This is a genomic window from Kitasatospora albolonga (assembly GCF_039535905.1).
In the GTDB taxonomy this organism is placed as follows: domain Bacteria; phylum Actinomycetota; class Actinomycetes; order Streptomycetales; family Streptomycetaceae; genus Kitasatospora; species Kitasatospora albolonga.
Window position 1 is genome coordinate 47,604 of sequence record NZ_BAAAYB010000086.1, and the last position, 22,707, is coordinate 70,310.

Below are 22,707 nucleotides of genomic sequence, written 5' to 3' on the forward strand. Positions count from 1 at the left end.
AGCCCCTACGGGCGCGGGCCCCACAGCTCGTCGGTGCAGCGGGCGTAGGTGTCGCGCCAGTGCGGCCAGTGCCGGGCGGTGGTGTCGTCGCAGTCGGCGAGCAGCCGGTCCACCTGCTCGGGCTCCACGCCCTCCAGCAGCCAGGCCAGCGCGTCCGAGCTGCCGGGGCCGTCGGCGGCGCGGATCAGGTCGAGCAGCTCCGGCAGGGTGCCCATCCGGGAGCCGGCCGGGAAGATCCCGTCCATCCGGGGCAGCAGCTGCCGCTCCTCGATCCGCAGGTGGGTCTCCAGCCGGGCGGCCAGCTCCTCCACCGCGTAGGCCACCGACCAGCTGCTGGCGGGGTCCCGGGTGGCGATCCGCACCAGGGTGGTGACCCGGGTGAAGGAGTGGTCGAGGTTGTGGTGGTCGGACTCCAACCAGTTGAGCAGCAGCCGCAGTTCGGGCGCGAAGCGGCGCAGCAGCGGCCACAGCCGGGTGTCCTGCTGCTCGTGGTGGCAGGTGAGCATGGCGGTCAGGAAGTCCCAGTGCCGCTGGATCGCCTCGGCGGTGGCGGTGTCGTCGGGCTGCAGCAGCCGCAGGGCGTTGGGGATCCGGGCCAGGTCGCGGCGGAGAGCGGCGTGCACCAGGCGCAGCCCGGCGAACGGGATCGCCTCGACGGCGGGCTGCGTCTCACGCGGCCCGCCCGCCTGGGCGGGGACCTTCGGGGATTCGACGGGCAGCAGGTGGCTGGGCATGGCACTCTCTTCACGACTGGCTGAGACCGGGCCGGTCGGGCGCCGCACTCGACGGCGCCCCGGCATGGTCTCCAGGGTGATGACAGCTCATCAGAGTCGAATCAATGTCTGATTGACGTGCAGGTCAGCGACCTGACGGGGACTCAGCCGCCCCCCGGGCCCGCCCGCCGCGCTCAGTCGTCGCCCTGCGGCCCGGCGAGGTTCTTGGAGAGCCACTCCAGGGTCACCGGGATCATCTTCTTGAAGTCCGAGGTCAGGTGCTTGCCCCCGGGCTGCTCGTAGTACTCGACGGTGGCGGGCGCCGCCGCCTTGGCGACCCAGTTCTTCACCAGCTTGACCTCGTAGGCGTTGGCGCCGCCCGCCGTGGCGAGCAGCCGCACGTCGGCCTTGCCGGCCGCGACCAGCTGGTCCGGGCTGTTCGCCAGCCGCTCGGTGTCGTGGCCCTTCCAGAGCGGGGAGTCCGGGTTGAAGTAGCCGTCGATCGGGACGGCGGCCTTGAACACGTCGGGGTGCTGGAGCGCCAGCTTGGCGCTGCAGAACGCGCCGGTGGAGGCGCCCATCAGGCCCCAGCCGTCCCGGCCCTTGACGGTGCGGAAGTTGGCCCGCACGAAGTCCGGGACGTCCTGGGCCATCCAGGTGCCCATCTTGGGCTGGCCCGGGATGTCGCTGCACTCCAGCGCCTTGGACTCGTTGGAGTCGAGGTTCTGCACCGGCATCACCAGGATGAACGGGTGCGCCTTGCCCTCCTTGGAGAGCTGCGCGCCGATCTCCTGGATCGGCAGCTGGTTGTCCGTCCAGGTGTTGTAGCCCGCGCTCTGTCCGCCGGCGTACAGGGTGAGCACCGGGAAGCCGGTCTTGGCGAACTTGGGGTCCTGGTACTCCGGCGGCAGCCAGACCCAGACCTTGCCGCTGACACCGGACTTGGCGCCGGTCAGCGTGGTCAGCATGATCGGCCCGGCCGAGGTGTCCCGGACCTTCTTCAGGTCGGCCGCCGGACCGGTCGGCATCAGCACCTTGCTCGGCTTCGGCGGCGGGGTGCTGCTCTGACCCGCGCTCGGACTGCCCGAGGAACCCCCCTTGCCCCCGGCCTTGCCGTCCTGGGCGGACGGCGCCGGGGTGCTGCCGCAGGCGGCCAGACCGAGGGCCAGTCCGAGGACGCCGACGGATGCCAGGACGGAACGGGCGGGCTTCAGGAACAAGGTCTTCTTCTCCGAGCGGTCGATCGCCCGGGCGTCTCCGGACGAGGTCCCCGGTGCGGGGCCCGGGCCGGGCGTCTCCTGCGGCCACCGCGGAGGTGCCCGGAACGCCGACCCTGGTCGGCGACCCGCTCCCGGCGGGGCAGGTGTGCCGTCCGTGATCCTACGACGCGGGCCCGGCGCGGGCCGGTTGCGATCTTCCCCTCCCGACCTCCGCCTTCCCGCCGTTCGACGGGGGTCACCCCCGCTGGTCGGCGGGGATGCGACCGCATTCGAACGGCCCGGCCCCGGTGGCGGCGTCGACCCGGCCCGCCGTCGGCGGCGTTGACGTGACCGGGGTCACGGCGGAAGCGGGAGCAAGGTCACACCCTCCCGGGGGCGGGTCAGAGCTGTGAGCGCAGCAGGCCGAGCGCGGTGAACGGCTCGGTGATCACCCGCTCCAGCACCGGCACCGCCGAGGAGCGCACCAGCGTCCGCGAGCCGAACACCGCCGGCAGGATGTCGTCGGCCACCGCCAGGCCCCGGTGGCTGCGGCGGCCGACCTCGGTGCGCAGCTCGTCCAGGTACTCGTCGGCCACCAGGATGCCGCCCGCCAGCACCACCTTGCTCGGGTTGAGCAGGTCCACGATCCCGGCCACCGCGCGGCCCACCCGGCGGGCCCGGGTGCGCAGCAGCTCCTGCGCCCGCTCGTCGCCGCTGCCCGAACCGGCCGGGCGGGCCAGCGCGATCAGCCGCTCCAGGGCCAGCGAATCGCCGCCGTCCGGGCCGTCCGCCCGTCGCCGCTTCGGCAGCACCCCGAGCTCCCGGGCCCGGGCCACCAGGGCGGTGTCCGAGGCGGTGACGACCAGGCAGCTCGCCCCGCAGACCGGGCAGCGCGGGGCGTCCGGGTCGTCGGTGGCGGGCAGGTGCTCGATCGCCCCGGCCGCGGCGCCCGGACCGCGGTGCACCGTGCGGTCCACCACGATCGCGGCGCCCAGCACGTTGCCGATCATCACCAGCACGAAGTCGTCGGTCTCCCGGCCGGCGCCGAACCAGAGCTCGGCCCGGGCGATCGCACGCACCGTCTGCTCCAGCACCACCGGGCCGGGCAGCCGGCCCTCCAGCAGCTCCAGCAGTCTGACGCCGTGCCAGTCCAGCGGGCCGTGCTCCACCACCAGGCCGCGCGCGCCGTCCACCCAACCGCCGACCGTCACGCCGGTGCCGACCAGGCGGCGGCCGCCGAGACGGTCCCTCAGGAAGGCCGCCACGCCCGCGACCGCCTGCTCGACGATCCGCTCCGGGGAGAGGTCCGGCAGTTCGTGGTGCGGGAGTTCGCGCTCGGCCACCACGCTGCCGTCCGGGCCGACCAGGCCGAAGGTGGTGCGCAGCAGTCCGATGTGCAGGCCGAGCGCCACCACGTGGTCGCCGTCCAGCGCCAGCGGCACCCGGGGGCGGCCCTGGGTCGGCTCCACCGGGGCCAGCTCGGTGAGCAGCTGCGCCTCGATCAGGGCGGCGGTCAGCTTGGTCACGCTCGGTGCGGAGATCCCGGTGTGCCGGGCGATCTCGGCCCGCGAGACCGGCCCGTACGCCAGCACCGCGCGCAGCACCGAGGAGGCGTTGCCCTGCCGCATCAACTCGGCGCGCTGCCCCGACGTCACCAGGCCCGCGGGCATGGGCCGGCCGTCCTGCTTCTCCACTGTTCTCCCTGCCTCCTCCCGGACACTCTAGCGATCACCCCCCGCGGCCCCTGTGGCGCGCGTCACCTCCCCGTACGTCCCGCCAAGCCCCGCCCCCCTCCTGCGGCGCGCCGCTGGACGCTCCGACCAGTGACCCGCCCGCCCTCCGTACGCGATCATCGAGTCCCCTCACCGACTCACCGACCCCACCGATCCCGGGAGCCCAGCCATGGACCATCAGGTCGCCGTCGTCACCGGAGCGGGCAGCGGGGTCGGCCGCGCGGTGGCCCTCGAACTCGCCGCCCACGGCTGGCGGCTGGTCCTCGCCGGACGACGGGCCGACGCGCTCGACGCCGTCGCCGCCGAGGCCGCCTCCCCCGCGCTGGCCGTGCCCACCGACGTCACCGACCCGGCCGCGGTGGACGCGCTGTTCGACGCCGCCGTCTCCGCGTACGGCCGGGTCGACCTGCTCTTCAACAACGCCGGCAGCTTCGGCACCCCCACCCCCGTCGAGGACCTCGCGGTCGCCGACTGGCGCGCGGTGGTCGACCTCAACCTCACCGGCGCCTTCCTCTGCGCCCAGGCCGCCTTCCGCCGGATGAAGCTCCAGACCCCGCAGGGCGGACGCATCATCAACAACGGCTCCATCTCCGCCCACGTCCCCCGTCCGTACTCCGTCGCCTACACCGCCACGAAGCACGCCGTCACCGGCCTCACCAAGTCCCTCTCCCTGGAGGGCCGCCCCCACCGCATCGCCTGCGGCCAGATCGACATCGGCAACGCCGCCACCGACATGACGGCCGCCATGTCCACCGGCGTCCGCCAGGCGGACGGCCGCACCGCCCCCGAACCCACCATGTCCGTCGCCGACGTCGCCCGCACCGTCCGCCACATGGCCGCCCTCCCCCTGGAGGCCAACGTCCAGTTCGCCACCGTGATGGCCACCACCATGCCCTACATCGGCCGCGGCTGACGGACCGTCCGGAACGGGACCGGCCGCCCCTCCCCCGTGCGCTGGGGGTGGGGCGGCCGGCCGTACGGGGGAGGGTGTCAGGGGCGCCAGGTGTCGTTCAGGGTGACGGTGCCGTTGGTGGGGACGGTGGCGGTGCGGTTGGCGCCGGACTCCCAGGTGACGGCGCCGTTGGACTCCTTGCGGACGTACTTGTACTCGAAGGAGGTACCCGCTGCCATCGGGACGTTGAGCTTCCAGACCGGGTAGGCGGCGGAGGAGAGCAGCAGGGCCTTGGAGGTGTCCCAGCCGCCGAGGGCGGTGGTGTTGCCGACGACGTAGATGTTCTGGCCGTAGACGGTGGTGGCGTTCACCGCGAAGGCGGCGGCGGTGGCGGCCGTGGGCGAAGGCGTGGGGGTCGGGGTCGGGGTGGCGGTGGCGGAGGTCCGGGCGCCGACGTGCAGGGCGACGGCGTCGCCCGCGCCGACGGTGGCGGTGAACTTCCCGTCGGAGCCGACCGCGTAGCTGGTCCCGGAGCAGCTGCCGGACGCGAAGTCGCCGTGCTGGACGTCGCAGTAGGTGCCGGCCGGGAGCGAGGTCTGGAAGGTCTGGGTCAGCGCGCCGCCCTCGCGGTTGATCGCGACGTAGCCCTTGTCGCCGCGGCCGAAGCCGATGGCGTTGTTGCCGTTGGACCACCAGTTGACGATGCCGGTGCCCGCGACCGCGTTGCGGAACCCGACCATGTTGGCCACCTGCCGCCAGGCGTGGGTGCAGTTCCAGCCGTCGGTGTAGCAGGAGTTGACGGTGCCGCCGTTCGGCGGGCCGGCGTCGTGGTCGGTGAAGGCGTACCCGGAGTAGACGTTCGGCGAGCCGTACGGGTGGGCCAGCAGGAAGACGTTGGCCAGGGTGTAGGCGGAGCCGTAGGTGTAGTTGAGGGTGGAGCCGTTGCGCTCGGTGTCCCAGTTGTCGACGAAGGTGCGGGCCTGGGAGCTCGCCAGCAGGCCGTTGCCCCAGCCGGAGAGGTCGGAGATCCGGCCGCCGTTGAAGGCGCTCTTCAGCCAGGTCGCGGAGCGGAACTCGTCCACGTCGCCGACGCCGGTGTACTCGCCGGGCTGCACGGCCTCGCCCGCGCCGTAGATGACCTCGCTCACCCAGTAGGCGTTCGGGTTGCTCATCTTCGCCTTGATGCCGGCCAGGTCGGCGGCGGCGATGTGCTTGGCGGCGTCGATCCGGAATCCGTCCACGCCGAGCGAGAGCAGGTCGCTGAGGTAGGTGGCGATGGTCTGCTGGACGTACGCGGAGCCGGTGTTGAGGTCGGAGAGGTTGACCAGCTCGCAGTTCTGCACGTTGGAGCGGTCGGCGTAGTTGTTGCCGATCGCGGTGCGGCAGGAGTGGAAGTCCCAGTCCTGGTAGAAACCGGGGTAGTTGTACTTGGTGTAGTTGGTGCCGCCGGTGCCGGTGCCGGAGCCGGCCGACATGTGGTTGACCACGGAGTCGGCGATCACCTTGACGCCTGCGGCGTGACAGGTGTTCACCATGGACTGGAACTGGGCGCGGTCGCCCAGCCGTCCGGCGATCTTGTAGCTGACGGGCTGGTAGGAGGTCCACCACTGCGCGCCCTGGATGTGCTCCTGGGGCGGCGAGACCTCGACGTAGCCGTAGCCCTTGGGGCCGAGCGTGTCGGTGCAGGCCTTGGCGACGGAGTCGAAGCGCCACTCGAAGAGGGTGGCGGTGACGTCCTTGGTGCCCGGCGGGGTGGCCTGGGCGGTGGGGGCGAGCGAGAGTCCGGTGCCGAGCGAGAGCACCAGGGCGGCGGACGCGCCGAGGGCGCCGACGGCGCGGCGGGGGGAGGTGGTGACCACGGTGTCTCCAGGGGGCTGGGTGGGGCAGCCTGGGGGGATTCGGAGGCCTGGGAAGCCTCTTGCGCAAGCTCGTTGAAACTTGCTGGAAACTTGCAACGCGCTGAACTTATGGCCGCCGCCCAGGAGCGTCAAGACTCCCGGAGGACACGGATCGGTCACCTGACCGAATCGTGTGATACCTCTGTCCCTTCCGAAGCGTCAGGTTCCATGACGTCAGCGGGAACCACGGTCGGGCGGGGGCATGGAGTTCGAGGAGTTCGCGAGTACCAGGAGCAGGCGCCTGTTCCAGATCGCGTACCTGATGTGCGGGGACTGGCACCAGGCGCAGGACCTGGTGCAGATCACCCTGGCCAAGATGTTCACCGTCTGGGGGCGGCTGCGGCGCGGCCGCGACGAGCCCGGGCTGGACGCGTACGCACGCAAGGTGCTGCTGCGGATGTACCTCTCGCAGCGCCGCCTGCGGCGCTCCACCGAGGTGGTCTCGGCCGAGCTGCCGGAGCAGCTGACGCTCGGGAACGAGGAGTCCGACCTGCGGGTCACCCTGGTCGCCGCGCTGGCCCAACTGCCGCCCCGCAACCGGGCGGTGGTGGTGCTCCGGTACCTGGAGGACCACAGCGTGGAGTCGGTGTCCGAGCTGCTCGGGTGCTCGCCCGGCGCCGTCAAGACCCTCACCACCCGCTCGCTGGCCAAGCTCCGGGGCATCCTCGGGGCGGACCGCGAACTCCTGCTGAGTCTGTGACGGAGCACTTCATGACCAGGAGCACGGACGACATGCCGCACGACCCCGGACTCGACGAACTCTTCGACGCGGTCCACCTCATCGACGCCCCGGTCGCCACCATGGTGGCCGAGGGCCGACGCCTCGGGATCCGGCTCCGGCGCCGCCGCCGGCTGCGGATCGCCGGCACGGCGCTCGCCGTGGCCACCTTGGTCACGGTGGCGACCCCGAACCTCTGGCGGCCCGACGAGGGCGGGGCCCGGGCCACCGTGGCCGCCAGCCCCCTGACGGAGCCGACGGCGCCGGCGTCGCCGACACCGACACCGACCGCAGCCGACCCCGAGTCGACCGTGCCGCTCACCCGGGAGGCGATGTTCACCGTGCTGTCCCGGATGCTGCCGAGCACCGGGACGGCCGTCCTGCTGCCGGAGTCCGCCCCGGGCACCGGGCCGGCCAAGGCCAACTGGCGCCCGGTGGACGGCTACTACGAGATCAGCGTCCGCTACCAGGACACCCGCGGCCGGGCCGACGTCCGGGTCGCGCTCTCCCGGCCGTCCGCCGAACGCTTCGACTGCGCCCGGGGCTCCGACTGCACCAGCCTGGTGCTCCCCACCGGGGAGCGGAAGTTGGTGGAGGACGCCGACTACCGCGACGGCCTCCGGCTGCTCACGGTCCGCCGCGAACGGCTGGACGGGATGGCCGTCACCATCGTGACCGGCAATGCCGTCATGGGCTCCGACGGCATCCCGGTCGGCTCGCGGTCCACGGTGCCGTTCTCCACCGAGCTGCTCTGGGCCTGGACCGGCGCGCAGGAGTGGCAGGAGCTGGTGCCCCGGCGGCTCACCGAAGCGAGCGGCCGCCGCTGACGGACCCTCAGACCGCGTCCGGGCCGCGCTCGCCGGTCCGGACGCGGACGATGCCGTCCACCGGGACGACCCAGACCTTGCCGTCGCCGATCTTGCCGGTGCGGGCGGCGGAGACGATGGCGTCCACCACCAGGTCGGCCTCCTCGTCCTCCACCACGACCTCGATCCGCACCTTGGGCACCAGGTCGATCCGGTACTCGGCGCCGCGGTAGACCTCGGTGTGACCGTGCTGGCGGCCGTAGCCGCTGGCCTCGGTGACGGTCAGTCCGTGCACGCCGTGCGACTGCAGGGCGGTCTTCACCTCGTCCAGCTTGAAGGGCTTGACGACGGCGGTGATCAGCTTCATGACTGAGGGGCCTTCAGGACGGAGGGGGTGGCGGCCGGCCGGGTCGCGGCGGTCGCGCTGCCGTGGCCCAGGACGCCGTGATCGTACGCGGTCTCGGCGTGCACGGCGAGGTCCAGGCCGGTGAGTTCGTGCTCGGCGCTGGCCCGGAAGCCGATGGCGCGGTCGATCGCCTTGCCGATCCCGTACGTCACCGCGAAGGCGTAGCCGCCGACCACCAGCACGGCCAGCAGCTGCTTGCCGAGCTGCCCGAAGCCGCCGTGCAGCAGGCCCGCCGGGCCGCCGGTCATCACCGCGGAGGCGAAGACGCCGATCAGCACGGTGCCGATCACCCCGGCCACCAGGTGCACGCCCACCACGTCCAGCGAGTCGTCGTAGCCGAAGCGGAACTTCCAGCTGACGGCGTAGCAGCAGACCACACCGGCCACCGCGCCGATCACCAGCGCGCCGAGCAGGTCCACCGACCCGCAGGAGGGGGTGATGGCGACCAGTCCGGCCACCGCCCCGGAGGCGGCACCGAGGGTGGTGGCGTGGCCGTCCTTCTTCTTCTCCACCAGCAGCCAGCCGAGCAGGCCGGTGCAGCCGGCCGCCTGGGTGTTGAGCAGCACGGCGGCGGCGGTGCCGTTGGCGCCGAGCGCCGAGCCCGCGTTGAAGCCGAACCAGCCGAACCAGAGCAGGCCCGCGCCGAGCACCACCATCGGCAGGTTGTGCGGGCGCATGGCCTCCTTCCGGAATCCCAGCCGGGGGCCGAGCACCAGGGCCAGGGCCAGGCCGCTGGCCCCGCAGTTGACCTCGACCACCAGGCCGCCGGCGAAGTCCAGCACGCCCAGCCTGCTGAGCAGCCAGCCGCCGGGGGCGAACACCCAGTGCGCGACCGGCACGTAGACCAGCAGCGTCCAGACCACCGTGAACAGCACCCAGGCACCGAACTTGGCACGGTCCGCGACCGCGCCGGAGATCAGCGCGGCGGTGACGATCGCGAAGGTCAGCTGGAAGGTGGCGAACAGCAGGGTGGGGACCTTGCCGGTGAGCGAGGCGGGGGTGATCCCGGCCATCCCCAGGTGGTCGAGCCCGCCGATCAGGCCGAGCCCGCCGAGGTCCGGGCCGAAGGCCAGCGAGTAGCCGGCCACCAGCCAGACCACCGTGACGGTGGCGATCGAGACCAGGCTCATCATGATCATGTTGAGCGCGCTCTTGGTGCGGACCATGCCGCCGTAGAACAGCGCCAGGCCCGGCGTCATCAGCAGCACCAGCGCGGTGCTGGCCAGCAGCCAGGCGGTGTCGCCGGTGTCCGGCCCGGCGGGGGTCTCTGCGAGCAGCATCTGCGGCCTTCCCGGGGTCCCTCGACGCGCCGGGGTGGGGTTGCGCGCCGGATGGGAGCCGAGTCTGGACGGGCCGGATTTCCGGATGCGGACGTGCGTGTTTCGGGGGCGTTTCGTGTTGCCGGGCCGTTTCCGGATGCTCACGGAAGTACCCCGGCCCGACGGATGGGATCCGCCGGGCCGGGGCTCAACTACCGCTGAGGGTGCGTCAGCTGGTGGCGATGGAGGTGTCGTCGATCAGGAAGCTGGTCGCGAGCGACGCGTCCTCGACACCGTTGAACTTCAGGGTGACGCTCTGGCCGGCGTAGGCCGAGAGGTCGAAGGTGCGCAGCTGGTAGGAGGAGACGGCGTCCACGTTGGAGTAGGTCTTCAGCGCGGTGCCGTTCACCGAGACGGTGAGCTTGTCGTACTGGGTGGTGCCGGTCTCGGCGGTGTCGATGCGCAGGTAGAAGCCGAGGGTGGCCTTGCAGCCGGCCGGGATGGAGACGGTCTGCGAGGCGCTGTCGGTGTGCGAGGAGCCGTAGCCGTTCAGCCAGGCCTTGTAGGAGCCGGTGCGGGCGGGCTTGCTGGTGCCGCTGTCGATCACGCCCGAGGTCGTGGTCCAGGTGGTGTTGCCGGACTCGAAGCCCGCGTTTCCGAGCAGCTGCGCCGGGGTGCAGGTGCTGGTGACGTTGTTCACGGTCCAGGTGAAGCTGGCCGTGCCCGACTTGTTGGCGGCGTCCGTGGCGGTGACCGTCACGTTCGAGGTGCCCTCGGTGGTCGGGGTGCCGGTGATCTTCCCGGAGGTGGAGATCGACAGGCCGGCCGGCAGGCCGGTGGCCGAGAAGGTCAGCGGGGCGGTGCCGCCGCTGGCGTTGATCTGCAGGTTCACCGCGGTGTTGACCTTGGTGGTCTGGTTGCCGGGGCTGGTCACGGTGACGGTGCCCGGGTTGGTCGGCGGCTGGCCGACCGCGACGCCGGCCCACGCCATGCCGACCTGGTAGAGCTCGGTCGAGCCGGCGCCGTACAGGTCCTTGGCCGCGTTCTCGGTGGCGGTGCGGGCCTGGGCGTAGTTGGTGCTGGAGGTCATGTAGACGGTCAGCGCGCGGTACCAGATCGCCGCGGCCTTGTCCCGGCCGATGCCGGCGACGGTGATGTTGTTCACCGTCGGGCTGTTGTAGCTGACGTTGTTGACGACCTTCGCGCCGCTGCCCTCGGACAGCAGGTAGAAGAAGTGGTTGGCCGGGCCGGACGAGTAGTGCACGTCCACGTTGCCGATGCCCGAGTACCACGAGTCCTTGGAGGAGCCGTCCTTGGAGGGCTTGTCCATGTAACGGAGCGGCGTGCCGTCCCCGTTGATGTTGATCTCCTCGCCGATCAGGTAGTCCGGCGGGTCGGCGGGCAGGTTGGCGTACCACTCGACCATGGTGCCGAAGATGTCCGAGGTGGCCTCGTTCAGACCGCCGGACTCGCCCGAGTAGGTGAGGTTGGCGGTGTTGGAGGTGACGCCGTGGGTCATCTCGTGGCCGGCCACGTCCAGCGCGGTCAGCGGGGCGTTGTTGCCCGAGCCGTCGCCGTAGGTCATGCAGAAGCAGCCGTCGTCCCAGAAGGCGTTGACGTAGTTGCTGCCGTAGTGGACCCGGCTGAAGGCGCCGACGCCGTCGTTGCGGATGCCGCTGCGGTTGAAGGTGTTCTTGTAGTAGTCCCAGGTCGCGCCCGCGCCGTAGTGCGCGTCGACGGCGGCCGACTCCTTGTTGGAGGCGAGGCCGTTGCCCCAGGCGTCGGTGGCCTTGGTGAACAGGGTGCCGTTCCCCGAGGTCCCGTTGTTCAGGTTGGTGGTGTACTGGCCACCGCGCGCGGTGTCCTTCATCTGGTACGTCGAACCCGACAGCGAGGTGCCGATGGTGACGTTGCCGACGAAGACGCCCTGGCCGGTGCCCTTCTTGATGCCCTCGTACTTCTGGATCAGGGCGCCGGTCTGGGCGTCCGTCACCACGTGCATCCGGGACGGGGTGCCGTCCGACTCGACGCCCGAGACCACGGTCTCGTAGGCCAGCCGCGGGGCGCCCGAGGCGGCCCAGACGACCAGGCGGGGAGCGGTGTCCAGGCTGGAGCCCTGCTCGGCGGCGAGCGCCGAGGACTGGGCGGCCGGGGCGGCCAGCTTCGGGGTGGTGCTGAAGCCGGTCAGCGCCTCCGAACTCGCCTTGTCCACGCCCTTGGTGAGGCCACCGGCGGTCTGGTGGACGACCAGGTCGCCACCGAGCACCGGGAGGCCCGCGAAGGTGCGCTCGTAGCGCAGGTGGCGGGAGCCGTCGGCGTCGACCACGACGTCCTTGGCGACCAGCTTCTCCTGGCCGCCGAGGCCGAGGGACTGGACCAGGCCGGCGCCCTGCTGGTCGGCGGAGGCGAGGAGGCTGGCCTTGCCGGCCGCGATCGAGTTGACCTGGGAGGGGGCCTGCGGGGACGCCTGCGCCATCGTGGGCAGGGCGGTCACCACCAGGGCGGTGGTCGCGGCGAGCGCGGCCATCGTCACCCGGGCGTGGGTGTAGCGGGACATGCGGACTCCTTTTCCGACCGCCCGCGGGGTGCACGGACGGTGGAGAGAACCTGGCCGCGGGGTTGCGGCACAGCGGGGGCCCCGGGCTGCCTGTGCGACGCCCGGGTCGGTGCGTTGAAAGGAGTGGTGCTTGGTAGCGCCTTGCCTGCGCTGGAACGCCGCGTCGGTTGGGGACTTGGGGCCATCTCGTCCGCGGCAGGGGGAATCGTGGCAGCAAACCCGCCGTGAATGACAGATGCACGTCACGGATTGGCCGATATCCGACCCAGGCACACGAGCCTCGCACCGGTGCCAACTCCCGTGGTGCGCAAGGGGCTGGCGAAAACGCTTGTCGCCTTCCGGAACCGCTTCGCATCCGGCAGATCCGCACTGAACAGCGGCAGGATCGCCACCCGTCCGGACGGTCGGTCGGTCGGCGGCGCCGGCCCTCCGTGGACCCCGAAACAGCGCCGCCCGGCGCCCGGGTGTCACCACCCCGGGACGCCGGACGGCGATTTCCGGCCATGCGACTTGACGATGACTCGTATCAGCCACATGTCGTGCCTGTGAACGGGCCCGTCCGCTGTGAACGGACGGGTCCCTGTGAACGGACGGACCCCTGTGAGGGCGTCAGCCCTGGACGAAGACCGCCACCGTCCGGGCCGGCACCGTGAAGGTCCCGGTGGCCGGCTCGAAGCGGGCGCCCTTCACCACCGGATCGGCCCCGTCCGCCTGCACCCGGTGCAGGCGCTGCGCGCTGCCCGCCGCCCCGGGCACGGTCTGGCGCTGTTCGGCCGGGGTCGCGTTGAACACCACGGTGATGCCGCGCTCCGCGCCGGGCAGGCCGGTGCCGTCCAGGTGCATGGTGATCACGCCCGGCTGCTCGCCGGCCGTACCGGAGAGCGGGAAGGAGAGGCGGCGCTGCACCTCGGCCGTGGTGGCGAGGGCGAACAGCGGCGAGGACTGCTTGATCCGGACGAACTGCCGGTACTGCTCGTCCGCCGAGGAGATCTCGTTGCAGCCCACCCGCAGCTTCGGGTCGGCCAGCAGCTGCTTGGCCGCCGGCCACATCGCCTTGTTGTCGGCCGCCATCGGCAGGCCCCGGCCGAAGCCGTTGCCCTTGGCGCAGTCCCACTCGATCGCGTTGAACCAGTCACCGGAGTCGTAGGAGTTGGCGTCCAGCGACTTGGAGCGCAGCCGCTCGCTGCCGGCCTGCAGGAAGCCCGGGCCCTGGCTCAGCGCGGTGAGCGAGAGGCCGAGCGCCTGCATCCGGGCCCGGTCGGCGGGCGCGGTGGTGACGGGCAGCTTGTAGGCCAGCGCGTCGAACAGGTCCGCGTTGTCGTGCGCGTCGAGGTACTCCAGCGCCTCCCCTGGGTCGGCCGCGTAGCCGGTCGGGGCGCCGTTGTAGTCCACGCCCGCACCGGTGACGGTCCGTCCGCTGCTGTCGGTGAAGGAGTACCCCGCCAGGTTCCCGGTCAGTCCGACCTTCACCTGGTCCATCTGCCGCAGCAGTCGGGCCCGCTGCTCCTCGGGGGTGCCGTTGGCCGCCGAGCCGTTCGGGTCGGTGAAGAGCCCGGAGGCGAAGCCCTGCTGCGGCGCGGAGTCGAGCATGAAGTTGCCGCCGCGGGCGGCGTCCCGGATCCGGTCGTTGAAGGTGGCGATGCCGGTTCCGGCCATGTTCAGCTGGGTGGCCTGGACGAAGCGGGCGTCGTTGGCGACCACGCCGAAGTTCCAGCCCTCGCCGTAGAGGAAGAGGTCCTTGCCCGCCACCCCGTCCTGGCGGAGCGTCAGCCGGTCCAGCGCGGAGCGGACGTCCAGCATGGTCTGCTTGGGGTCCAGGCCCATCAGGTCGAAGCGGAAGCCGTCCACCCGGTACTCGCGGGCCCAGGTCACCACCGAGTCGACCACCAGCTTGTTCATCATGGCGTGCTCGGGCGCGGTGTCCGCGCAGCAGGAGTCGGTGGTGACCTTCCCCGTGTCGCTCAGCCGCTGGTAGTAGCCGGGCACCACCTTGTCGAGCACCGAGTGCTCGGCCTGCCCGGAGGCGGCGGTGTGGTTGTAGACCACGTCCAGCACCACCCGCAGCCCGGCCTCGTGCATCGCCTGCACCATCTCGCGGAACTGCACGGTGCGCGCCAGGCCGTTCGGGTCGGTGGCGTAGGAGCCCTCCGGCACCGTGTAGTGCAGCGGGTCGTAGCCCCAGTTGTAGGCGTCGCCCGCCTGGACGGCCGCCACGCACTCCTGCTGCTGCTCGCCGTCGGCCGGCAGCGCGGCCAGGTCGCAGGCGGGCAGCTGCTGCTGGGCCCGGTTCTCCCGGATGGTGGCGATGTCGAAGGTGGGCAGCAGGTGGACGGTGGTGACGCCCGCCGCGGCCAGCTCCTTCAGGTGCTTCATCCCGGCCGACTTCGACTCGGTGAAGGCCTTGTAGGTGCCGCGCTCGGCGGCCGGCACGGTGCTGTCGGTGGCCGAGAAGTCCCGTACGTGCAGCTCCTGGATCTGCTGCTTCTGCGGCGGCACGGCCTGCGGGGCGCGGTGCTGGTCCCAGCCGCGCGGCTTGGTGTCACGGGCCGTCAGATCGGCCACCAGGGAGCGGGTGGAGTCGGTGGAGAGGGCCACCGAGTACGGGTCGGTGACCAGGTTGGTCACCACCTTGCCGACGCTCGGCGCCCAGACCTTCACCTGGTACAGGTAGTACCTGCCGTCCAGCTCCCCGGCGTCCCTGGTCAGCGACCAGACGCCGGTGGCCTCGTCCCGGCGCAGCGGCACCGTCCTCGGGGTGCCGCCGCTCGGCCCGTCGAAGAGCTGGACGGAGACCTCGGTGGCGGTCGGCGCCCAGAGCGACAGCGTCACCCGGCGCTCGCGCCACCAGCCCCAGCCGCCGGCCTCCCGGTACACCGGGCCGAGTTGGGCCTTCGCGGCCCCGGCCGCGTACAGGTCGTCCAGCACGCCGGGGATCTGCACGCCGGTGGCGGCCAGCGCGGCGCCGTTCGGCAGGTGCTCGGTGAAGAGCAGCTGGCCGCGGAGCGCCTCGGTGGTGCGGCGGGCGTCCCGGGCGTCCACGGTGAAGGCGCGGTACCCGGCCAGGTGCGGGTACTTCTTCTTCTGGTCCGCCGTCAGGGAGCCGGGGGTGAGCCGGATCCACTGCCCGGGCTTGCTGAGCACCCCCTTGTCGACGGTGATCCCGCCGGCCGGGTCGTAGATCAGCTGGGCGCTGGTGCCGCCGTTCAGCGCGGCGTCGCCCGCGCCGTAGTTAGCGGGCACCACGACCGTCTTCGCGTCGATCCACTGGGCCCGCGCGGAGGAGAGGTCCAGCTGCGAGGAGGCCCCGGCCGACTGCGGCAGCAGGTGGCCCTCCTGACCGCCGATCAGCCAGACCTCGCGGCCGCTGGTGGCGAAGTCCAGCGACTGGTCGTTGGGCAGGTCCTTGTCGTTGCCCCGGTGCAGGATGTAGCTCAGGCTGGTCGCCCCGGGGGCCAGCGGCACCTCGAAGACGGCGCCGTAGGAGTCCTTGCGGGCGGGCATCAGCGGGTTGCCCCAGTCGGTGGGGCTGGCCGCGCCGGTCCAGTCGTGCAGGCCCCAGCCGTCGTAGTTCCCGTCGGCCCGCTGGTAGTGGATGACGGCGGTGTTCGCCGGGACGGGCACGGCCGGGTCCGGGTTGCTCGTGTAGACCTTCGGATCGCCCTCCTTGACCCAGACCTCACCGGTGGTGCCGAGGTCGACGTGCCGGTCGCCGTCGGTGTCCTTGGTGCCGTTGTTCTCCACCACGAAGCCGACGTCGGCCGCGCCGCTCTTCAACTTCACGTAGGCGAAGGCCCCGTAGCCGTCCCGCCCGCTGAAGGCGTGCCCGGCCGGCCACTGGGTCGACTCGCCGTCCGCCAGGTCGCCCCAGGCGTACATGTTCCAGCCGTCGTAGTCGGCGTTCTTCCGCTGGTAGTGCACGACCGCGTACGGGCGCGAGGTGGCGCTCGGCACCGGCTTCGGGGCGGGGGTGCCGGTGGTGAAGCTCGCGGTCGCGGAGCGCAGGTTGCCGCTGCCGTCGCGGACCACGGCCTTGTACCGGACCACCGTGCCGGGGGCCACCCCGGTCAGGTCCTGGGTGGCCTTGTACGTCCCGTTGTCCGCCGAACCCAGCTGCTGCCAGGGCCCGTTGCCGATCTGCGCGGCGAACGACACCCGGTTGAACCCGCCGCCCGGCACCTCGGCGCCGACGGTCACCGTGCCGGTCGAGCCGTTCTCCGGTGCGCGCAGCGTGAGTTGGGGCGCGGCGGTGCTCTTCGCCAGCTTCTTGGCGGCCTTGTGCACCACCGAGGAGTACGCCGGGACGGTGACCGTCACCTTGCGGTCGGCCCCGCTGGTGAGCTTCTGCCCCGCCGCCGGGTAGAGCTGCTCGAAGTCGGTGCCGGCCGAGAAGGTGTCCAGCGTGACGGTCTTCGGCTCGGCCGCGTTGTTGACCGCGACCAGGTACTCGACCTGCTCCTTGGCGTCGATCCGGGAGAAGGCGTACACCCCGGCCCCGTCCGCGGCGTACCGCTCTATCTGCGCGCCGTCCGCCAAGGCCGGGTGCTGCCTGCGCAGTCGGGCCAGGTCGGCGATGCCCCGGTAGAGCGCACCGCCGGTGCCGTACCGGTCGGCCGGGCCCTTGCTGCCGCCGATCACCTCGTCCGCGTTGTAGGAGGCGGTCTTCGAGGCGAACATGTCGTGCCGGGCGTCCTTGTCCCCGCCCGCGCCGGTGAAGCCCTGCTCGTCGCCGTAGTAGACCACCGGCTGACCCCGGGTCAGGAACATCAGCTCGTTGGCCAACCGGTCCTTGCGGAGCAGCAGTTCGGGGCTCGCGCCCTGGTTGTCGGCCTGCAGGAAGCTGCCGAAGCGGCCCATGTCGTGGTTGCCGAGGAAGGTCGGCAGGCCGTAGGCGTTGGTGTCGGCGGTGGTGTAGCGGTAGTCCTGCGCGTACAGCTCGGAGAGCACCCGGGCCGAGCCGCCCTGCGAGACGTACCGGCGGGCGCTCTCCTGGAAGCCGAAGTCCAGGGTGGCCTGCAGCTTGCCCTTGGTGACGTACGGGGCGGTCACCGCCGGGTCGCCGGAGTAGACCTCGCCGAACATGAAGAAGTCGTCGTTGCCCAGCTTGGCCGCGTAGCCCTTGAGTTCGGGGGCCCACTGGGACCAGAAGGCCGTGTTGACGTGCTTGACGGTGTCGATCCGGAAGCCGTCGACCCCGGTCTCCTTCACCCAGGTCTTGTAGATGTCCTGCATGCCCTTGACCACCCGGGGGTTCTGGGTGTCCAGGTCGTCCAGGCCGGAGAAGTCGCCCTCGGTGGCGGACTCGCCGACGAAGGTCGAGTTGCCCCGGTTGTGGTAGAGCGCGGGGTCGTTCAGCCAGTTCGGGGTCTTGGCCCGCTTGTCGGCCTCGGTGCGGAAGACCGGGCTGTAGGGGAAGGAGTCGGCGGTGGTCCTCGGCCACTGGGCGGCCGCGTCGGCGATCGCGGTCTCGTCCACCGGGCGGCCGTCGGCGTCCAGGGTCGGGTAGGCGCCGGCCGAGCGGTAGTCGTACTTCTGCTCCTTGAAGTCGACCACGTCGGCGGTGTGGTTGGTGATGACGTCGAAGAAGACCTTGATGCCCCGGGCGTGCGCCTTGGCGATCAGCTCCTTGAGCTGGTCGTTGGTCCCGAAGTGGGGGTCGACCTTGGTGAAGTCGGTGATCCAGTAGCCGTGGTAGCCGGCCGAGGCGTCCGCCCCGGTGCCCTGCACCGGTCGGTTCTCGAACAGCGGGGCCATCCAGATCGCGGTGGTGCCCAGGTCCTGGACGTAGTCCAGCTTCTCGATCAGGCCCTTGAGGTCACCGCCGTGGTAGAAGCCCTTGTCCGCCGGGTCCAGGCCGTTGGCCATCCGGTCGCCGGGGATGCCGCCGGTGTCGTTGCCGCGGTCGCCGTTGGCGAAGCGGTCGGGCAGGACGAAGTAGAACTGCTCCCGCGTCAGGTCGTGCCGGTCGGCGCGCTCGGCCATCGCCCGGTCCGAGGGCGGCGCGGCCGGCGCCGGAGCGGCCACCGCGAGCGGGGCGGCCCCCAGCCCGGTGGCCAGCAGCGAGGCGGCGATCAGCACGGCCGTCCGGCCGGGTCGCTTGTAGGGGGTCGTGCTCCGTGGGCGGCGGGGCTGGACTTCGGCCACAGCTGGGCTCCCTTGAGGCGGCTCGTCGTCGAGTGGGTGGCTGGACGCTAGCGATTGCAAAATGTTTCAGCAAGATGCAGAAATCGTTGCAGGAGCAGTCTTGACCGAACCGTTGCCTCGGCGGGCCGCAGCCCGGGGGGCCACGTCGACCGGCCGTACCCGAAGGGGCCACAATGGACTCCATGTCAGCCTCCGGTACCCGACCCCCTACCCCCGAAGGGGGACGGGCGGTGAAGAATCCACTACCGCAGGATGAGCAGGCAGCCACAGCACGTCTGGCAGACTTCTCGTCCATGGGGGAACCGACCGAGATCCGCACCGCCGACGCCACGAGCGCACCGGCCGCGGCCCGGGCAGGTTCCGTCCCTGGCGAGGCCCGTACGAGCCACCAGCCGGACGGAGCCACCCTGGCCGCCCAGTCCACCGGCGCCGCGCTGCGCAGCCGCATCCGGGGGCAGCGCCGCTCCCCCGCCCGGCCCCGGCTCTGGTTCGAGCTCGCCCTGATCGGCATCAGTTACTGGATCTACTCGCTGGTCCGCAACGCGGTGCCCGAGCAGGAGGCGACCGCGCAGAAGCACGCCTCGTGGATCTGGGACCTGGAGCAGAGCCTCGGCATCGCGGTCGAACGCACGGTCAACCACGCGGTCGACTCGGTCACCTGGCTGATCGTCGGGATGAACTACTACTACGCCACGCTGCACTTCATCGTGACCATCGGCGTGCTGGTCTGGCTCTACCGCTCCCACCCGGGCCGCTACGCGGCGACCCGCACGGTGCTCTTCCTGACCACCGGGCTGGCCCTGATCGGCTTCTACTTCTTCCCGCTCGCCCCGCCCCGCCTGATGACCGGCGGTGACTTCATCGACACCGTCAAGGTGCACGACACCTGGGGCTCGATGGCCTCCGGCGCGGCGGCGAACGTCTCCAACCAGTACGCGGCGATGCCCTCGATGCACATCGGCTGGTCGCTCTGGTGCGGGCTGACGATCTTCTTCCTGGCCCGCCCGCTCTGGGTCCGGCTGCTCGGCCTGCTCTACCCGGCGGTCACCCTGCTGGTGATCGTCTCCACCGCCAACCACTTCTGGATGGACGCCGTCGGCGGCATCCTCTGCCTGGCGGCCGGCTTCGCCGCCGCCCGCGTGGTCTACCACGTCTGGGCCTACCAGCTCCCCCGCATCCCGGGCGAACCCGAGGACGACACCCCGGTCACCGTCCCCGCCGACTGGACCGAGAAGGCCGCCGCCTGACCCAGCACCACCCCGAGGGCCCGCCCCCGTCGATCAGCCGTAGAACAGGCGCTCGACGACGGAGCGGGCCCTTCGCGTGGTGCGGCGGTAGTCGTCGACCAGCTCGCCGGTGTGGCCGCTGCCGTAGCCGAGGTAGCGTGCCACCCCGGCGAGTTCGCGGGCGTCGGCGGGGAAGCTGTCGCCCGGGCGGCCGCGGACCAGCATCACCGCGCCGCGCACCCGGGAGGCCAGCACCCAGGCGGCGTCCAGCACCGCCGCGTCCTCGGCGGCCAGCAGCCCGGCCGCCTCGGCCGCCGCCAGGGCGGCCCTGGTCCGGGTGGTGCGCAGGGCGGGGACGCGGTGGCCGTGGAGCAGCTGGAGCAGCTGCACCGTCCACTCGACGTCCGCCAGGCCGCCCCGGCCGATCTTGGTGTGGGTGGTCGGGTCGGCCCCGCGCGGCAGCCGCTCGGCCTCGATCCGGGCCTTGATCCGGCGGATCTCCAGCAGATCCTTCTCCGGCACGCCGCCGCCCGGGTAGCGCAGCGGGTCGATCAGCGCCCGGAACCGCTCGCCCAGCTCCGCGTCGCCCGCCACCGGCTCGGCCCGCAGCAGCGCCTGGGCCTCCCAGACGTGCGACCAGCGCCGGTAGTACGCCTCGTACGAGGCCAGCGTGCGCACCAGCGGGCCCTGCCGGCCCTCCGGGCGCAGATCGGCGTCGACCAGCAGCGGCGGCTCGGTGGAGGGGGCGCCGAGCAGGGTGCGCAGCTGGTGGACGACGGTCTGGGCGGCCTTCGCCGCGTCGTGCTCCAGCGCGCCGAGCCGGGGCTCGTGGACGAAGAGCACGTCGGCGTCGGAGCCGTAGCCCATCTCGCGGCCGCCGAAGCGGCCCATCGCGATCACCGCCAGCCTGGTCGGCAGCTCGCCGTTGGCCGCCTCCCACTCGGCGGTGCAGGCCCGCAGGGCGCCCTGGAGGGTGGCCGCGTTGAGCGCGGTGAGCGCCTCCCCGGCCGCGTCGACCGCCTCGCCGGGATCGTCCCCGAAGCGGCCGAGCACATCGGCCGCCGCCGTCCGGAACAGCTCCCGCCGCCGGACCGACCGGGCCGCCGCGACGCCCGCCGCGGCGCTGCCGGCCCGGCCGACGGCGGCCAGCACCTCCGCCTCCAGGGCGGGGCGCCCGCGCGGCGCCAGCCCGTTCGGGTCGCCCAGCATGGCGACCGCCTCGGGGGCCCGCAGCAGCAGGTCCGGGGCGAGCCGCCCGGCCGAGAGCACCCGGGCCAGCTGCTCGGCGGCGGCGCTCTCGTCCCGCAGCAGCCGCAGGTACCAGGGGGTGCGGCCGAGCGCGTCGGAGACCTGACGGAAGTTCAGCAGCCCGGCGTCCGGGTCGGCCGAGTCGGCGAACCAGCCGAGCAGCACCGGCAGCAGGGTGCGCTGGATCGCCGCCTTGCGGCTGACCCCGGAGGCCAGTGCGGTCAGGTGGCGCAGCGCGGCGGCCGGGTCGGCGTAGCCGAGCGCCTCCAGCCGGGCCTTGGCGGCGGTCGGCGAGAGGCCGGTCGCCCCGGCGGGCAGCTCGGCGACGGCGTCCAGCAGCGGGCGGTAGAACAGCTTCTCGTGCAGCCGCCGGACCTCCACCGCGTGCCGCCGCCACTCCCGTTGGAGCGCGGCGACCGCGTCCGCGTTGGTGTCGTCGTTGATCTGCGGGGCCAGCGAACGGGCCAGGCGCCGCAGGTCGGCCGGGTCGGTGGGCATCAGGTGGGTGCGGCGCAGCCGGTGCAGCTGGATGCGGTGCTCCATGGCGCGCAGGAAGCGGTACGCGGCGTCCAGCGACGCGGCGTCGGCCCGGCCGACGTAGCCGCCGGCGCTCAGCTGATCCAGGGCCTGGAGGGTGTTGGGGCTGTGCACCCCGGGGTCGGTGCGGCCGTGCACCAGCTGGAGCAGCTGGACGGCGAACTCGACGTCGCGCAGGCCGCCGGGGCCGAGCTTGAGCTGCCGGTCCAGTTCGGTGGCGGGGATGGCATCCACCACCCGGCGGCGCATCTGCTGGACGTCGGCGACGAAGTTCTCCCGCTCGGCGGCCTGCCAGACCAGCGGGGCGGTGGCCTCGGCGTAGGCGGCGCCGAGCTCGGTGTCCCCGGCCACCGGACGGGCCTTCAGCAGGGCCTGGAACTCCCAGGTCTTGGCCCAGCGCTGGTAGTACGCCAGGTGGCTGGCCAGGGTGCGCACCAGCGGACCGTTGCGCCCCTCGGGACGGAGGTTGGCGTCCACCGGCCAGATGGTGCCCTCGCCGGTGGTGTCGGAGCACAGCCGCATCAGCCGGGCGGCCAGCCGGGTGGCGGACTGCAGGGCCCGGTGCTCCTCGACCCCGTCGCGGGCCTCGGCCACGAAGATCACGTCCACGTCCGAGACGTAGTTGAGCTCCCGGCCGCCGCACTTGCCCATCCCGATCACCGCGAGCCGGCACTGCCCGGCCGCCTCCGGGTCCTCCTCCTCGGCGATCTCCAGTGCCGTCTGCAGGGTGGCCCCGGCCAGGTCGGCCAGCTCGGCTCCGGTCTGCGGCAGGTCGGCGGTGCCGCTCAGGTCGCGGGCGGCGATGGCCAGCAGGCAGCGGCGGTAGGCGGCGCGCAGCGCGTCGGCGGGCGGGGCGTCGGCGGCGCGCACCCGCTGGCGCAGCACGTGCTGGAAGTCCTCCCTCGCCGGGTGCACGTCGCGCAGTTCGAAGGTGACCAGGGCGTGCCAGTCGCGCGGGTGCCGGGCCAGGTGGTCGCCGAGCGCGGCGGAGGCGCCGAGCACCGAGAGCAGCCGGTCGCGCAACGGCTTGGAGCTGGTCAGGGTGTCCCGCAGGGTCTGCCGCTCGGGCCCGTCGAGCGCCTCCAGCAGCCGGGCCAGGCCGAGCAGCGCCAGGTCCGGGTCGGCGGTCCCGCCGAGCGCGTCCAGCAGCACCGGGTCCTCGGCCAGCCCGTCCAGGCCCGGACCACCCAGCCCCGGCCCCGCCAGCAGCCGGACGGCCGCGTCCGGATCGGAGAACCCACGCCGCACCAGCCGTACTTCCAGCCGACTGCTCCGCTCCGCCACTGCGGCCCGCCTCCCTGTTCGCACCTGGGACGAGCGTACGGGCTCCCGGCCCCGGTGACCCGGACGACGGTGCGTCAGCTGGCGCGGCGT

At 72.4% G+C, this 22,707-nt stretch carries 13 protein-coding genes; 4 read left to right on the top strand and 9 right to left on the bottom strand.

What is annotated here, in order from left to right; genetic code table 11:
- Nucleotides 1–5: 5 nt before the first annotated feature.
- The 3 genes from ABD946_RS21285 to ABD946_RS21295 all read right to left on the bottom strand — a co-directional run bounded on the left by ABD946_RS21285 (nucleotide 6) and on the right by ABD946_RS21295 (nucleotide 3,606).
- A complete protein-coding gene (locus tag ABD946_RS21285; protein ID WP_345285896.1) occupies nucleotides 6–734 on the bottom strand; it encodes a hemerythrin domain-containing protein in 729 nt (242 codons plus the stop codon).
- A 173-nt stretch (nucleotides 735–907) separates the two neighbouring features.
- Complete coding sequence (locus ABD946_RS21290; RefSeq protein WP_345285898.1) at nucleotides 908–1,933, bottom strand: alpha/beta hydrolase; 1,026 nt, start codon at nucleotides 1,931–1,933, stop codon at nucleotides 908–910.
- A 380-nt stretch (nucleotides 1,934–2,313) separates the two neighbouring features.
- The gene (locus ABD946_RS21295) at nucleotides 2,314–3,606 is read right to left on the bottom strand and encodes an ROK family transcriptional regulator (protein ID WP_345285900.1); all 1,293 of its coding nucleotides are present in this window, start codon (nucleotides 3,604–3,606) and stop codon (nucleotides 2,314–2,316) included.
- 208 nt (nucleotides 3,607–3,814) lie between these two features.
- Here ABD946_RS21295 and ABD946_RS21300 point away from each other — a divergent pair, with 208 nt between their 5' ends.
- The gene (locus ABD946_RS21300; protein ID WP_345285902.1) at nucleotides 3,815–4,558 is read left to right on the top strand and encodes an SDR family oxidoreductase; all 744 of its coding nucleotides are present in this window, start codon (nucleotides 3,815–3,817) and stop codon (nucleotides 4,556–4,558) included.
- A gap of 77 nt (nucleotides 4,559–4,635) precedes the next feature.
- Here ABD946_RS21300 and ABD946_RS21305 read toward each other — a convergent pair whose 3' ends face one another.
- Nucleotides 4,636–6,396: a carbohydrate-binding module family 20 domain-containing protein gene (locus tag ABD946_RS21305; RefSeq protein ID WP_380150182.1), complete on the bottom strand. Its 1,761-nt coding sequence runs from the start codon at nucleotides 6,394–6,396 to the stop codon at nucleotides 4,636–4,638.
- A 241-nt stretch (nucleotides 6,397–6,637) separates the two neighbouring features.
- Here ABD946_RS21305 and ABD946_RS21310 point away from each other — a divergent pair, with 241 nt between their 5' ends.
- Nucleotides 6,638–7,135: a SigE family RNA polymerase sigma factor gene (locus tag ABD946_RS21310; RefSeq protein WP_345285904.1), complete on the top strand. Its 498-nt coding sequence runs from the start codon at nucleotides 6,638–6,640 to the stop codon at nucleotides 7,133–7,135.
- A gap of 11 nt (nucleotides 7,136–7,146) precedes the next feature.
- Complete coding sequence (locus ABD946_RS21315) at nucleotides 7,147–7,980, top strand: hypothetical protein (RefSeq protein WP_345285906.1); 834 nt, start codon at nucleotides 7,147–7,149, stop codon at nucleotides 7,978–7,980.
- Nucleotides 7,981–7,987: 7 nt separating this feature from the next.
- Here the strand turns inward: ABD946_RS21315 and ABD946_RS21320 are convergent, their stop codons facing one another.
- The 4 genes from ABD946_RS21320 to pulA form a co-directional block, all read right to left on the bottom strand.
- Nucleotides 7,988–8,326, bottom strand: coding sequence for a P-II family nitrogen regulator (locus ABD946_RS21320; protein ID WP_345285908.1), 339 nt, complete (start codon nucleotides 8,324–8,326; stop codon nucleotides 7,988–7,990).
- Entirely contained in the window at nucleotides 8,323–9,645 is a 1,323-nt protein-coding gene (locus ABD946_RS21325) for an ammonium transporter (RefSeq protein ID WP_345285910.1), read from the bottom strand. The genes ABD946_RS21320 and ABD946_RS21325 overlap by 4 nt, the downstream gene beginning before the upstream one ends.
- 208 nt (nucleotides 9,646–9,853) lie before the next feature.
- Entirely contained in the window at nucleotides 9,854–12,181 is a 2,328-nt protein-coding gene (locus tag ABD946_RS21330; RefSeq protein ID WP_345285912.1) for a M4 family metallopeptidase, read from the bottom strand.
- Between the two features lie 609 nt (nucleotides 12,182–12,790).
- The gene (gene pulA, locus ABD946_RS21335) at nucleotides 12,791–18,322 is read right to left on the bottom strand and encodes a pullulanase-type alpha-1,6-glucosidase (RefSeq protein ID WP_380150181.1); all 5,532 of its coding nucleotides are present in this window, start codon (nucleotides 18,320–18,322) and stop codon (nucleotides 12,791–12,793) included.
- 293 nt (nucleotides 18,323–18,615) lie between these two features.
- Here pulA and ABD946_RS21340 point away from each other — a divergent pair, with 293 nt between their 5' ends.
- Nucleotides 18,616–19,569, top strand: a complete 954-nt coding sequence (locus ABD946_RS21340; RefSeq protein ID WP_345285915.1) for a phosphatase PAP2 family protein — start codon at nucleotides 18,616–18,618, stop codon at nucleotides 19,567–19,569.
- A gap of 33 nt (nucleotides 19,570–19,602) precedes the next feature.
- Here ABD946_RS21340 and ABD946_RS21345 read toward each other — a convergent pair whose 3' ends face one another.
- Complete coding sequence (locus tag ABD946_RS21345; protein ID WP_345285917.1) at nucleotides 19,603–22,617, bottom strand: bifunctional [glutamine synthetase] adenylyltransferase/[glutamine synthetase]-adenylyl-L-tyrosine phosphorylase; 3,015 nt, start codon at nucleotides 22,615–22,617, stop codon at nucleotides 19,603–19,605.
- Nucleotides 22,618–22,707: the final 90 nt, after the last annotated feature.

Coding starts and splice junctions, on each gene's coding strand:
- ABD946_RS21325 (WP_345285910.1), bottom strand. CDS start 9,645: ATGCTGCTCGCAGAGACCCCCGCCGGGCCGGACACCGGCGACACCGCC.
- ABD946_RS21310 (WP_345285904.1), top strand. CDS start 6,638: ATGGAGTTCGAGGAGTTCGCGAGTACCAGGAGCAGGCGCCTGTTCCAG.
- ABD946_RS21285 (WP_345285896.1), bottom strand. CDS start 734: ATGCCCAGCCACCTGCTGCCCGTCGAATCCCCGAAGGTCCCCGCCCAG.
- ABD946_RS21340 (WP_345285915.1), top strand. CDS start 18,616: ATGGGGGAACCGACCGAGATCCGCACCGCCGACGCCACGAGCGCACCG.
- ABD946_RS21320 (WP_345285908.1), bottom strand. CDS start 8,326: ATGAAGCTGATCACCGCCGTCGTCAAGCCCTTCAAGCTGGACGAGGTG.
- ABD946_RS21315 (WP_345285906.1), top strand. CDS start 7,147: ATGACCAGGAGCACGGACGACATGCCGCACGACCCCGGACTCGACGAA.
- ABD946_RS21300 (WP_345285902.1), top strand. CDS start 3,815: ATGGACCATCAGGTCGCCGTCGTCACCGGAGCGGGCAGCGGGGTCGGC.
- ABD946_RS21330 (WP_345285912.1), bottom strand. CDS start 12,181: ATGTCCCGCTACACCCACGCCCGGGTGACGATGGCCGCGCTCGCCGCG.